16 protein-coding genes are annotated in these 13463 nt (G+C 46.0%); 15 read left to right on the top strand and 1 reads right to left on the bottom strand.

Annotated elements, in window-relative coordinates:
* The first annotated feature begins 7 nt into the window (after positions 1–7).
* From BMX69_RS18215 to BMX69_RS24585, 14 genes are all read left to right on the top strand, one after another.
* A complete protein-coding gene (locus BMX69_RS18215; protein WP_100043148.1) occupies positions 8–643 on the top strand; it encodes a phosphate propanoyltransferase in 636 nt (211 codons plus the stop codon).
* A gap of 42 nt (positions 644–685) precedes the next feature.
* Positions 686–970, top strand: coding sequence for an ethanolamine utilization microcompartment protein EutM (gene eutM, locus BMX69_RS18210; protein ID WP_025230271.1), 285 nt, complete (start codon positions 686–688; stop codon positions 968–970).
* A gap of 219 nt (positions 971–1189) precedes the next feature.
* Positions 1190–1504: an AtpZ/AtpI family protein gene (locus BMX69_RS18205; protein ID WP_242941295.1), complete on the top strand. Its 315-nt coding sequence runs from the start codon at positions 1190–1192 to the stop codon at positions 1502–1504.
* A gap of 15 nt (positions 1505–1519) precedes the next feature.
* Positions 1520–1921 carry an ATP synthase subunit I gene (locus BMX69_RS18200; RefSeq protein ID WP_025230269.1) on the top strand — a complete coding sequence of 134 codons (402 nt, stop codon included), beginning with the start codon at positions 1520–1522 and terminating at the stop codon, positions 1919–1921.
* A 48-nt stretch (positions 1922–1969) separates the two neighbouring features.
* Positions 1970–2671 (top strand): F0F1 ATP synthase subunit A, encoded by a 702-nt coding sequence (atpB, locus tag BMX69_RS18195; RefSeq protein ID WP_038284029.1) that lies wholly within the window; start codon positions 1970–1972, stop codon positions 2669–2671.
* Between the two features lie 35 nt (positions 2672–2706).
* Complete coding sequence (atpE, locus tag BMX69_RS18190) at positions 2707–2964, top strand: ATP synthase F0 subunit C (protein ID WP_013274565.1); 258 nt, start codon at positions 2707–2709, stop codon at positions 2962–2964.
* Between the two features lie 73 nt (positions 2965–3037).
* The gene (gene atpF, locus BMX69_RS18185; RefSeq protein ID WP_054790487.1) at positions 3038–3553 is read left to right on the top strand and encodes a F0F1 ATP synthase subunit B; all 516 of its coding nucleotides are present in this window, start codon (positions 3038–3040) and stop codon (positions 3551–3553) included.
* On the top strand, positions 3541–4089 hold the full coding sequence (atpH, locus tag BMX69_RS18180) for an ATP synthase F1 subunit delta (RefSeq protein ID WP_100043146.1): 549 nt from the start codon (positions 3541–3543) through the stop codon (positions 4087–4089). The genes atpF and atpH overlap by 13 nt, the downstream gene beginning before the upstream one ends.
* 122 nt (positions 4090–4211) lie before the next feature.
* The gene (atpA, locus tag BMX69_RS18175; protein WP_054790488.1) at positions 4212–5714 is read left to right on the top strand and encodes a F0F1 ATP synthase subunit alpha; all 1503 of its coding nucleotides are present in this window, start codon (positions 4212–4214) and stop codon (positions 5712–5714) included.
* Between the two features lie 16 nt (positions 5715–5730).
* The gene (atpG, locus tag BMX69_RS18170) at positions 5731–6585 is read left to right on the top strand and encodes an ATP synthase F1 subunit gamma (RefSeq protein WP_100043145.1); all 855 of its coding nucleotides are present in this window, start codon (positions 5731–5733) and stop codon (positions 6583–6585) included.
* Positions 6586–6643: 58 nt separating this feature from the next.
* Positions 6644–8038, top strand: coding sequence for a F0F1 ATP synthase subunit beta (gene atpD, locus BMX69_RS18165; RefSeq protein WP_025230262.1), 1395 nt, complete (start codon positions 6644–6646; stop codon positions 8036–8038).
* Positions 8039–8049: 11 nt separating this feature from the next.
* A complete protein-coding gene (atpC, locus tag BMX69_RS18160; RefSeq protein WP_100043144.1) occupies positions 8050–8448 on the top strand; it encodes an ATP synthase F1 subunit epsilon in 399 nt (132 codons plus the stop codon).
* A 173-nt stretch (positions 8449–8621) separates the two neighbouring features.
* Positions 8622–9551 (top strand): nucleotidyltransferase family protein, encoded by a 930-nt coding sequence (locus BMX69_RS18155; protein WP_100043143.1) that lies wholly within the window; start codon positions 8622–8624, stop codon positions 9549–9551.
* Positions 9552–9671: 120 nt separating this feature from the next.
* Entirely contained in the window at positions 9672–10376 is a 705-nt protein-coding gene (locus tag BMX69_RS24585; protein WP_147297072.1) for a hypothetical protein, read from the top strand.
* A gap of 192 nt (positions 10377–10568) precedes the next feature.
* Here BMX69_RS24585 and BMX69_RS24500 read toward each other — a convergent pair whose 3' ends face one another.
* Positions 10569–10739, bottom strand: coding sequence for a hypothetical protein (locus BMX69_RS24500; RefSeq protein WP_166433207.1), 171 nt, complete (start codon positions 10737–10739; stop codon positions 10569–10571).
* A gap of 240 nt (positions 10740–10979) precedes the next feature.
* Here BMX69_RS24500 and BMX69_RS18145 point away from each other — a divergent pair, with 240 nt between their 5' ends.
* Positions 10980–13457: a hypothetical protein gene (locus BMX69_RS18145; protein ID WP_100043142.1), complete on the top strand. Its 2478-nt coding sequence runs from the start codon at positions 10980–10982 to the stop codon at positions 13455–13457.
* The last annotated feature ends 6 nt before the right edge of the window (positions 13458–13463 follow it).

Raw genomic sequence — 13463 nt, 5'->3', positions numbered from 1 at the left:
AACAGGAATGGATAAGTATGAAGCGGTAATCAAACTCTTAATGGAAGCCGTGAAAACGGAATCCGGAACAGATGAGTTTCGAATACCAGTTGGCGTTTCCAATCGCCATGTACATTTGTCCCAGGAAGACTTGGATGCTCTTTTCGGTAAGGGATACGAACTGACCAAGATGAAGGAGTTATCCCAGCCGGGTCAGTATGCATGCAAGGAAACGGTTACCGTATGCGGCCCAAAGGGAGCCATTGAGAAGGTCCGTATATTAGGTCCGGTCAGAAAACAGACTCAGGTTGAGGTTCTGGCAGCAGACTGTTTTAAGCTTGGAAAGAAATCTGAGCCTAAAATGTCCGGTGAATTAACCGGAACGCCAGGGATCACCCTGGTGGGACCAAAAGGTTCCGTTCAAACAAAAGAGGGCTTAATCATCGCCCAGAGACACATTCATATGACTCCTCAGGATGCTTTGAAGTTTGGCGTTCATGACGGTCAGACAGTTAGCATTCAGACAGAGGGGATCCGCGGCGGTATTTTTCATCATACGGCAATCCGCGTAACCGAAACATCAAGCCTGGAATGCCATCTTGATACGGAAGAAGCAAATGCCATGGGACTTGGCAGTTCTTCTGGCGTAACCATTGTAAAATAAGTGAACCATTAAAAATTTATTATAAATCAGGAGGATTTAAAAATGAAATATGATGCATTAGGAATGATTGAAACAAAAGGTTTAATTGGATCCGTTGAAGCAGCAGATGCTATGGTAAAGGCAGCAAACGTTACCCTGATCGGTAAAGAATTTGTAGGCGGAGGTCTTGTTACTGTTATGGTAAGAGGCGATGTAGGTGCTGTTAAGGCAGCTACCGATGCAGGTGCAGCAGCAGCTCAGCGTGTTGGTGAGCTTGTATCTGTACATGTAATCCCACGTCCACATGCAGAAGTTGAAACAATTCTTCCAGGTACAAAAGAAGCATAATTAATAATTTGATAAGGTCTGTTTTTTACGGGTTCTTCCTGCAAAAAACAGACCTTTTTTTAACATTTTTTTCAAAAATGTACAAAAATAAAAAGTTTATTGGTGTGTCAAGTTAAATTTCCGTAAATAATAGACAAAATATGTTTTTTTAGGTATAATACCAGTTATATGTGCAGGATGCAGAAAGCAGGTGTAATTATGCGGCATAAAAAGAGCGTAATGAGAAGTTTCATGATGGTGATCCAACTGGGGATCAGTGTCATGGTACCTGTATTTGTCTGTATTCTTGCCGGTTACTATATTGACCGGTATGCTGGGACAAAGCTGATATTATTATTTATGGTTCTGGGGTTTCTGGCTGGGGGATCCAATGCTTATAAGCTGGCAAAGGCTACACTGGCCATGAATGAAAGGGAGGAGTGGGTTGAGGATCAGAAGGAGCGCGTGGAGCGGCAAGTGGAGGCTGGACCCAAGGTACATAAACCGAAGCAGCCAAGCCGCGTGAAAGGACATGATGATGAGAAACTTTCGTAGACAGGAGGATTTGTAATGGGGAAGGAAACAAAGAATCTGATGCTTGAGGTTTCTGCCGGAATTGTTATTTTCACGGCAGTGGCTATGCTAGGGGCATTATTTATGTATCCAAGTCGTGCTGTTTTTGCAGGACTGATTTTGGGAATGGTGTTAGCTCTGGCCATGTTTTTATCCATGGCTATGGTACTTGAACGTTCTATGAAGACCGAAGATCCAAAGGCTGTTCAGAAGCAGAGTATTATTAGTTCAGTCCTTCGCTATCTGCTGCTTATTGTCATACTGGTGGCAGTTATTGTCCGGTTTTCGAACTGGTTCAATCCGGTCGCAGTAGTAATCGGAGTCCTCGGACTCAAGGTTGGAGCATTTTCTCAGCCTATTATCCACAAGATCGTGGCCAACAGGACAAAGGGAGAGTAATCTCCTTTGCGGTCAAGTGGGATCTCTTAAGAAAGGAGGCTTAAGCGTATGGTCGTTGCGAGTGCCAATAATGTAGACTTTATGATCAAAGGTGTTACAAAGTTTCAGGCGTTTGGTCAGGAACTTTGGGTTACAACCACGGAAATAGGCCTTAGCATTGTGACAATCGTAATCCTGATTATCGCAGTGATTGCCAACCGAAAAATGAAGCGGGCGACAGAAGTACCCGGCACTTTCCAGAATATTGTGGAGTTTGTCGTAGAGGCGCTTGATAACCTGGTAAATGGTACTATGGGTCATAACGCAAAAAAATTTGTTAATTATATTGGAACAATATTTATTTTCATATTGTTCTGCAATATTGGCGGCTTATTTGGTCTTAGGACGCCAACCGGAGATTTCGGTGTGACATTTATGCTTGGTTTGTTTACCTTCGGCATAGTGCAATACCAGGGTATTAAGAATCACGGGATCGGTCATTTTACAAGTTTATTTCAGCCGTTTCCGATTTTGTTCCCGATTAACGTAATCGGTGAGATTACAAACCCATTATCCCAGGCGCTTCGTTTGTTCGGCAATATGATGTCAGGCGTAGTTATTATGGGATTGTGGTATGGGATGATGCCTATCTTTGTAAAGATCGGTATCCCATCGTTTTTACATGTATATTGTGATGTATTCTCAGGCTGTATCCAGACGTATGTGTTCTGTATGCTGACTATGGTATATGTCAATGATAAGATGGATTAAATTTCAATAATATTAAATTCAGGAGGAATTTTTCTATGAACGGATTTTCAGGACAGGATTTTATCTTAGGCTGCTCAGCAATCGGTGCAGGTCTTGCGATGATCGCAGGTATTGGACCTGGTATTGGACAGGGTATCGCAGCAGGCCATGCAGCAGCTGCCGTTGGACGCAATCCGGGCGCAAAATCTGATATAACATCTACCATGCTTTTAGGACAGGCCGTTGCTGAGACAACAGGTCTTTATGGTTTCGCTGTTGCTGCTATCCTCATGTTCTTAAAGCCATTCAGCTAAAGAGCAGAGTGGCGGGAGGCATAAGCCTGCCCTCAGAATGGGGAAAGAATAAAGAGCGAAAGGAGGCGAAACCTTGGATCGATTATTGGGATTTGACCCGCAGCTGCTTTTCGATTCATTTATAACAGGCATCAACGTATTCATCCTGTTTTTTGCGTTATCCTATATGCTGTTCAATCCGGTACGGGAAGTGCTGGAAAAGAGAAAACAGAGGATTGCGGGAGAATTAAAGAACGCTGCCGACGATAAGGAAGCTGCGAGGGCAATGAAGGAAGAATATGAAGCCAGACTTCTTGAAGTTAAGAAAGAGGCAGAAGGAATCTTAGAGGATGCCAGAAAAAGAGCGAAACAGCGTGAGGCAGAGATTATTACAGAAGCCAGGGAAGAAGCGGACCGCATTGTTACGCGGGGCAGCCGCGAGGTGGAACTGGAGAGAAAGAAAGCGCTTGATGATATGAAGGAACAGATCATATCCATCGCTTCTGTTATGGCCGGCAAGGTCGTAGCTGCTTCCATTGACACTACGGTGCAGGATGCCCTGATTGACGAGACTTTGAAAGAGATGGGTGAAAGCACATGGCAAAGCTAGTATCAAAGGTATACGGCGATGCATTGTTTGAGGAAGCTCTTAATAAGCAGGAAGTGGACGCTTTGTTTGAGGAAGTGAAGAGCCTGCAGGTGATCTGGCACGAGAATCAGTCATTGGCGGAGCTTCTTAATAATCCGAAGATTGTAAAGGAAGATAAAATCGGCATTATTAAGAATATTTTCGGCGGACGCGTATCGGATGACCTGATGGGTTTTCTGGCAGTCATTGTCGACAAAGGCAGGCAGAAGGAGATTCCGGCAATCTGTGAATACTTCATTAACGCTGTCAAGGAATATAAGAAGATCGGCGTGGCACATGTGGCCAGCGCTGTTGAATTAAATGAAGGGCAGAAGGCCCGGCTGGTAGAAAAGCTGTTAAATACAACTCAGTACGTAGATTTTGAGATGGATTATCAGGTGGACCCGTCAATCATTGGCGGTATGGTAATCAGGATCGGAGACCGGGTGGTGGATTCCAGCATTAAAACGCAGATTTACGAACTGCGCCGCAGCCTGTTAAAGCTGCAATTGACCTGATTTCCACTTTACTGTTCATGTTTTTTACATGAAGGTAAGCCTGAGTTTAGGAAATCAGTTGTCCGGAGAGCCGTTAGGTGAAACGGACACATTATAAACTTAGAAAGAAGGTGCAAACCTTAATGAATTTAAGACCAGAAGAGATCAGTTCTGTCATCAAGGAACAGATTCAAAGATATTCTACGAAACTGGATGTCTCTGATGTCGGTACAGTCATTCAGGTAGCGGATGGTATTGCCCGTATCCATGGCCTTGAGAATGCCATGCAGGGAGAGCTTCTTGAGTTCCCGGGAGAAATCTACGGCATGGTGCTTAACCTGGAAGAGGATAACGTTGGTGCGGTTTTACTTGGTACCGGTGCTATCAGCGAGGGTGATACAGTTAAGACTACCGGACGAGTGGTGGAAGTACCTGTTGGTGATGCATTGACTGGACGTGTTGTTAATGCTTTAGGACAGCCCATCGATGGAAAAGGACCGATCCTGACAGACAAATTCCGCAAGATTGAGCGTGTGGCTCATGGAGTTATTGACAGAAAATCAGTAGATACTCCCCTTCAGACCGGTATTAAGGCGATTGATGCCATGATTCCTATTGGAAGAGGACAGCGTGAGCTGATCATTGGTGACCGCCAGACCGGAAAGACGGCGATTGTCCTTGATACGATTATTAACCAGAAGGGCCAGGGAGTTCACTGTATCTATGTTGCCATTGGCCAGAAGGCATCTACGGTTGCCAACATTGTTAAGACACTGGAAGAGTACGGTGCTATGGATTATACCACCATCGTCGTGTCAACGGCATCTGATTTAGCGCCTCTTCAGTATATTGCTCCATATTCCGGATGCGCTATAGGAGAAGAATGGATGGAAAACGGGGGGGATGTATTAGTTGTTTACGATGATTTAAGTAAACATGCAGCCGCTTACCGTACCTTATCCCTGCTGCTTAAGAGACCGCCGGGCCGTGAAGCTTACCCGGGTGATGTTTTCTATCTGCATTCCAGACTGCTGGAGAGAGCCTCAAGGCTTTCAGAAGAGCTGGGAGGAGGTTCTTTAACAGCCCTTCCGATCATTGAAACACAGGCAGGAGACGTATCCGCGTATATTCCGACGAATGTTATTTCCATTACAGACGGGCAGATTTACCTGGAGACAGAGATGTTTAACGCAGGTTTCCGTCCAGCCATCAACGCAGGCCTTTCCGTATCCCGTGTAGGCGGCTCTGCCCAGATCAAGGCTATGAAGAAGATCGCAGCTCCTATCCGCGTGGAACTGGCGCAGTACCGCGAGCTTGCAAGCTTCGCTCAGTTTGGTTCCGAGCTTGATAAGGAGACAGCAGAACAGCTTGCCCAGGGCGAGAGGATCAAAGAGGTATTAAAGCAGGGCCAGTATCAGCCGATTCCGGTTGAATACCAGATCATCATAATTTTTGCAGCGACAAAGAAGCTGCTTTTGGATATCCCTACCGGGAAAATCCTTGATTTTGAAAAGGCTTTGACCAGTTTTATTGACACCAAATATTCTGAAATTCCCGCAAGCATCCGCGAGACAAAGCAGATCACGCCTGAGACAGAGGAATTGCTTGTAAAGGCAATTATCGAATGCAAAGCAGGTGTTTTTTAAAGGCAGGTGAACAATCATGGCATCCATTAGGGATATCAAACGAAGAAGAGACAGTATTTCCAGTACCGAACAGATTACGAAAGCCATGAAGCTCATATCTACCGTTAAGCTGCAGAAGTCCAAAGCTAAGGCAGAGGAATCCAAACCCTATTACGAAATGATGTATGATACCATAGGCTCCATGCTGCGCAAGTCCGGCAGCATAGACCATAAGTATTTAAAGGCAGGAGATTCTAAGAGAAAGGCAGTCATTGTCATCACATCAAACCGTGGACTGGCAGGAGGCTATAACAGCAACATTGCCAAGATGGTTCATGGAGATGAGAGGCTTACGCCGGAACTTACGGATGTTTATGCCATTGGGAGGAAAGGGAAGGAAGCACTGGCAAGAAAGGGATATACGATCGCCAAGGATTATTCTGAGGTGATCAATGAACCGATCTACCGCGATGCGGCCGATATTACCATGGAGCTTCTGGATGCATTTGGACAGAACCGGATAGGTGAAATTTATCTGGCTTATACATCTTTTAAGAATACTATGACCCAAATACCGACTCTTAAAAAGCTTCTCCCGGTTGAAATGGAAAAGGGAAGCGAAAAAACGGATCTGACTTTAATGAACTATGAGCCGGATGAGGATCAGGTATTGGATTCCATTATTCCTAAGTATATGAGCAGCATGATCTATGGTGCTTTGCTGGAAGCCGTTGCAAGTGAAAACGGAGCCAGAATGGCGGCCATGGACTCTGCGACCAATAATGCGGAAGAGATGATAGAAGAACTTGGACTGGCATATAACCGGGCAAGACAGGGGTCCATTACCCAGGAGCTTACCGAGATCATAGCCGGAGCCAATGCGATTTCATAAGGCGAATCGAACTTCATTTTAGCAGGAACGAGAGAAATATATAAGAAGGAGAAACAAGATGGCAGGACAAAATATTGGTAAGATCACTCAGATCATCGGTGCCGTACTGGATATCAAGTTCAGCCAGGGCAAGCTGCCCGATATCAATGAAGCCATTGATATCACTGCAAAGGATGGCAGCAGACTGGTTGTAGAAGTATCCCAGCATCTTGGCGATGATACGGTAAGATGTATCGCCATGGGATCCACCGATGGACTGGTACGTGGTATGGACGCGGCGGCTACCGGCGCTCCGATTACCGTACCGGTTGGAGAGGAGACATTGGGACGTATATTTAACGTTCTGGGTGATCCGATCGATAATAAACCGGCACCGGAAGTAAAAGAGCATTTTCCGATTCACAGACCGGCTCCCACCTTTGAGGAGCAGTCCACGGAAACGGAGGTTCTTGAAACCGGTATCAAGGTCGTTGACCTTCTCTGCCCTTACCAAAGGGGGGGTAAGATCGGTCTTTTCGGTGGTGCCGGAGTAGGTAAAACCGTATTAATTCAGGAGCTGATCCGTAACATAGCCACAGAGCACGGAGGATATTCCGTATTCACCGGCGTTGGCGAGCGCACCCGTGAAGGAAATGACCTTTATCACGAGATGCAGGAATCAGGCGTTATTAATAAAACAACCATGGTGTTCGGACAGATGAATGAGCCGCCGGGCGCACGTATGAGGGTAGGTCTTACCGGCCTTACCATGGCTGAGTATTTCCGTGACCAGGGCGGAAAAGATGTACTGTTATTCATTGACAACATTTTCCGTTTCACCCAGGCAGGTTCCGAGGTTTCCGCTCTGCTTGGACGTATGCCTTCCGCAGTAGGCTATCAGCCGACGCTGCAGACCGAGATGGGCGCTCTTCAGGAGAGGATCACTTCCACGAAGAATGGTTCCATTACATCGGTTCAGGCAGTTTACGTTCCCGCCGATGACTTAACGGACCCGGCTCCGGCCAACACATTTGCTCATCTGGATGCAACCACGGTTCTTGACCGTTCCATCGTGGAGCTGGGTATTTATCCGGCGGTTGACCCCCTTGGTTCTACATCCAGAATTCTTGATCCCCGTATCGTAGGTGAGGAACACTACCGTGTTGCCCGCGGGGTTCAGGAAGTGCTTCAGAAGTATAAAGAGCTTCAGGATATCATTGCCATGCTGGGTATGGATGAGCTTTCTGAGGAAGATAAGATCACGGTGGCCCGTGCAAGAAAGATCCAGAGATTCTTGTCTCAGCCTTTCTTCGTTGCAGGACAGTTCACCGGACTGGAAGGCCGTTATGTGCCGCTTTCTGATACCATTCAGGGCTTTAAGGAGATTTTGGAAGGTAAGCATGATGACATTCCGGAGAGCTATTTCTTAAATGCAGGCAGCATTGAGGACGTTCTTGCCCGTGTGAAAAAATAGGGGGTGGGAATATGGCTGATTTATTCAAACTGCAGATCATTACTCCGGAACGGAAGTTTTACGAGGGAGAGGCTTCCATGGTGGAGCTTACGACTACGGAAGGGGATATCGGCGTATACCGGAATCATATCCCCATGACTGCCATTGCTGCCCCGGGAGTCTTAAAGATTCACGAGGAGGGCGGAGTGAAGAATGCGGCCCTGATGTCTGGTTTTATTGAGATTTTACCGGAGAAGATCGTCATTATGGCGGAAGTTGTGGAATGGCCGGAAGAAATCGATACAAGCCGTGCAGAGGAGGCTAAGATCCGTGCAGAGCGCCGCTTAAAAGAACAGAGCGGAAAAACTGATAATGCAAGAGCGGAAGCTGCTCTGAGAAGAGCTCTTATAAGGCTTTCACTTACAAAGTAACGAAAAGGGATTTGAATCTATTAAAACAGGTTCAAATCCTTTTTTATTGACCTGCAGGGAAGTGTTATGGTACAGTTAAAACCTCAGGAATTTGGGATAATCCGGCATTTATGGATTAAACCTTTTTTTTGTGGTATACTATTAGGCAGATTATACAAACAGGGGGATAAATTATGAAGAAAACATCATTAGTGATTATGGCGGCGGGCATTGGAAGCCGGTTTGGCGGAGGAATCAAACAGCTGGAACCGGTAGGACCAAGCGGTGAGATTATCATGGACTATTCCATATACGATGCACTGAATGCCGGATTTGACAAAGTTGTGTTCATCATAAGAAAGGATCTGGAACAGGATTTTAAGGAGATCATAGGAAAGAGGATCGAAAAGATTGCTCATGTGGAGTACGCTTATCAGGAACTGGATGACCTTCCAAAAGGTTATACAAAGCCGGACGACAGAACAAAACCATGGGGAACCGGCCAGGCACTTTTATGTGCCAAAACGGTGATTCATGAACCTTTTGTCGTCATCAATGCGGATGATTATTATGGAAAAGAAGGTTTTATAAAGATTCATGAATACCTGGTGAATGAGATGGATCCAATGTCAAAGCCTTTTGATATCTGCATGGGAGGATTTGTTCTTGGCAATACCTTAAGCGAAAATGGAGGAGTGACCCGTGGAGTATGCCAGGTGGATGAAAGAGGAATCTTAAAAGGGGTTACAGAGACGTACGAGATCAGACAATGCGATGACTGGGCGGAAGGCCGCAGTGAGGAAGGAACCCCGGTGAGGATCCCCTTGAACCAGAATGTTTCCATGAATATGTGGGGGCTTTCCCCTGCGTTTCTTGAGGAGCTGGAGAGAGGATTTCCGGGATTTTTGGACGGTTTAAAAGAAGGGGATGTGAAAACGGAATATCTGCTTCCTAAGATCATCGATAAGCTTGTTCAGGCCCAGAAAGCGCAGGTAACGGTGCTTGAAACAAGAGACCGGTGGTTTGGCGTGACCTATAAAGAGGACAAGCCCGCTGTGGCGGCGGCTATCCGAAACCTGGTTTCGGAAGGTGTATATCCGGAGCGCCTGTTCGATGTGAGGTAATAATAATAAACGGTTTTCTGATCGGTTGTCTATCAGAAAACCGTATTTTCATTTAAGGGGATTTTGCACTTTCCCTTTTTGCTTTGCATATTATAGTGTTGTATAAGCAGAAAGCAGGGAGTGATAACAGCCGTGCCGATTAACCCGGATTATACTTATGGAAACAGATTTCAGGAACTGGAGCCATATATGCTTTATGGCGATAGGAGTGCCGCAGAGCGTTCCTTTGAAAGAAAAGATTCCATTGTACAGGATTTGGAATATTTACAAGGAATGTACCCAGGACATATGAAACGTTTGCAGGAATACGTAGTTTCAGCGTGCGATCATCTGGATTATAAAAACAGTCCCATGTATGACGAATATCCGGATCGTTTGATGATCAACCAGGTCTGCGATTCCATCTGTGACCAAATACGCAGGGATGGTATCCTGATTGATGAAATGGCAGCAGAACCAGTAGACACAGAACAGTCGGCTGCAGAGCAGGAACGTGCAGAACAAATGGAGTGGGGAGCAGACGAGATGGATGAATCGGATCTGTTGTCCCAGGACCGTGATTCGTCATGGGATCGACCGTGGGGGCCAAGAGGTCCGAGAGGCCCAAGAGGTCCAAGAGGTCCAAGAGGGCCGTGGGGGCCATGGGGACCGTGCGGACCATGGGGGCCATGTGGACCGAGAGGACCGTGGGGACCGTGGGGGCCATGGGGACCGAGAGGACCTTGGGCCCAGAGTCTCGATGATGGTTGGTTAGATGGCGTTGTTAATGTACTTCTGCTTAATGAAATGCACCGCAGGAGATGCCGCAGCGGGCTTTGCACATAGGGAGAAGAAAGGCAGCAGCTAAATTAATGTCAGTAAGTTAAGCTAAAAATCAACATCGTAATAATTTACAAAACAGTTGAAAGAATTTATCTAGTTCTTTCAACTGTTTTTTGCATCTGAATAAGACAGATCAAAAATCTGCTTTATTCATACCGGATCCCCCTGGCTTAAATCTTTCTTTTTGTTATCAAACTAATCCTTAAAAATAGTTATCAATACCTCAACAATAATTCCAATCAAAATAACTAGAAAAATAGTTCCAAATTCAGATTTTATAATATTTAACCAAGAAACATTGGTTTTGACTTTTTCTGCAATAATTATTGCTAGAATAATTGCACTACCAATAATTCGCACTAACATTATACCACGACAACATTTTAACGAAATATAGTCGTAATTATCGCGCTTTTTTTATTCCTAAACGTAATTTTTTTCATTAGCCACAATTCCCGAGAGTATGCATTACCTCCTATCTATGACTTGCAGCACTGGATGCCCGGCGCGTTTAACGAATGTTTAAGAAATTTTTCATTGTAGTTTTGGATATTATTGTATACAATAAAGAAGACAAGGTTGAAGAAAAAACAGAGGAAATTCAGGATGAATCGATTAGTTAAAAAGATAGGAATCTTATCTGCGGTTTTTATAGCGGCAATCGCAGTTTATTTTATATGGAATCAGAAAGATACAGAAAAAAGTGATGTTATGGTATATACCTCCATGGAGGAGGCGGCTTTGCCTGTGGTATATTCCGATATGTACGGAAGAAAGATGAACCTTCTCCACGGATACACCCAGGATATGAAGCAGGCTGTTTCCAGGGAAGCCCTTACCGTCCTTCCTGCAGACAGGTCTATGAACATACAGATCTCGGATTATAAAGGCAGCATCCAGGGGATTGAGTATGAAGTCCGTAGTATGGATCTGGGACGTCTGGTGGAACGGACAGAGGTAGATACATGGAACGAGGGAGAGGGGGGTGTCACGGCCACGCTTCCGATCCAGAACCTTTTAACAAAGGATAAGGAATACCTTCTCATCCTGACACTGGATACCTCCGGGAATGGGAAGCTGCTTTATTATACCCGTATCATGTGGACGGACAGCACCAATGCAAAGGATATGATCGATTTTGCAGTTGATTTTACGACCCGGACCTTTGATTATGATCAGGCCCGGCAGCTTACCACATATCTGGAAACCAGCGAGGGAGAGGATAACAGCTCCCTTGGCCATGTGACCATTCGCTCCAGCTTTTCCCAGCTCACATGGGGAGGGCTTTCCGTGAAACCGGCAGGAGACATAAGGGTGACTCTGAAAGACTTAGATGGAATCATGTGCAGCGTGAAACTGGACTATGAGGTGACCAGGACCGGAGAAGATGACATTCAGGAGCTTTATGAGGTGGAAGACAGTTTTACTATGAAATGGGACAGCAGGCGTATCTACCTTATGGATTTTGAACGGGATACCAATCAGGTGTTTTCCGGCCAGAAAGGATTGTTCTCCGGTAAACGGATTATGCTTGGGATTACAAACCCGGATGAAATACGAACGGCTAAAAGCCCGTCAGGAGATTGCCTGGCCTATGTGGTAAACCGGGATCTCTGGGCCTTTGACCAGAACCGTGAGCATGCGGTAAAGGTGTTCTCCTTCCGAAGCGGCGAAGACGATGGGCTGCGCAGCGGCTACAACCAGCATGATATTAAGATATTGTCGGTCAAAGATAACGGGGATGTGGATTTTCTGGTTTATGGATATATGAACCGTGGGATTCACGAGGGAAGCTTAGGTGTCGCCATGTATCAGTACAGCAGTCAGGACAACGCCACCACGGAGCGTTTCTTTACTCCTGTGACCCTGTCCTTTGAGGTACTTAAGGAAGACATCGACCAGCTGGCTCATGTGGGAACCAATGGGATGCTTTATCTGATGTCGGACCGGGCGGTTTACGGTATTGATTTAAACAGCAATGAATATATGGTCCTGGCGGACTCCCTGGTTGAGGGCGGATATGCGGTCAACAGCAGGTCGAGCCGTTTTGCCTGGCAGGAAAGCAGTGACCTTTATGGAGCCGGAGTGGTTCATCTCATGGATCTGGATACCGGAGTGAAGAGGGAGATAACCGGCGGCGAGGATAATATTTACAGGCCCCTTGGATTTGTAGGGGATGATTTCATTTACGGAATTGCCCGAAAAGGTGATGTGTGGGTGCAAAACGGAAGGACAAAGGATGCTCCCATGTACCGGATCGAGATCATGGACCAAAGCGGAAAGATCGTTAAGGAATATGAACATGAGAATGTTTATATCGCAGATGTGTCCGTGGATAACAGCCGGATCCATCTGACTCAGGTATCAAAATCCGGTGATCAGTCTTATGTAGCTTTTAAACAGGATACCATTGTCTGTAACCAGGAACTTGCAGACGGAGAGATGGAAGGCATTGGCTGGTATGCCTCAGAGGACAGGAGAAAGCTTTATTTTGTCCAGCTGGAAAAAGAAGCGGTAAGCCGGGAAGTAAAAATTACAGTTCCCAAAAAGGTAGCCTATGAAACCACGGAAGTGGTGGAGCTAAAGGGGAATGCCAGAAACCAGGAAAACCGGTTTTATGCCTATGGGGGAGGCCATTATCTCGGAGGCAGCCGAAGCTTTACGGATGCCCTCGCCCTTGCCTATGACAAGATGGGAGTTGTGACCGATAAGAATCAGGAAATCATATGGAGCCGGGTGAACCGTCCGCCGGTCCGCAATATGAAGGAGCCTCTAAAAACAGGAGCAGCCTTTCTGCGGAACTTAGAAGGGTTTACTGATAACAGCTTCTATGGGGATGGAGTCCTTATGTTAGATGCCAGGGGCTGCACGTTAAGCCAGGTATTGTATTTCATCGGCCATGGCTGTCCGGTGGCAGCCTATACTATTCAGGGCAGCTATGTGCTCATTTCCGGATATGATTCCTATAATGTAACGGTATACAATCCAGGAACCGGAGAGAGCCAGAAGATGGGCTTAAATGATGCCTCTGCATACTTTGCCGGCCAGGGGAATGACTTTGTCTGCGGAGTATTTACGGAATAGAAAATG

The sequence above is a fragment of the Lacrimispora sphenoides JCM 1415 genome, from assembly GCF_900105615.1.
GTDB classification, from domain to species: Bacteria; Bacillota; Clostridia; order Lachnospirales; family Lachnospiraceae; genus Lacrimispora; species Lacrimispora sphenoides.
The sequence above is the reverse complement of the archived record's forward strand: the minus strand, read 5'-3'. Positions and strand labels throughout refer to the sequence as shown.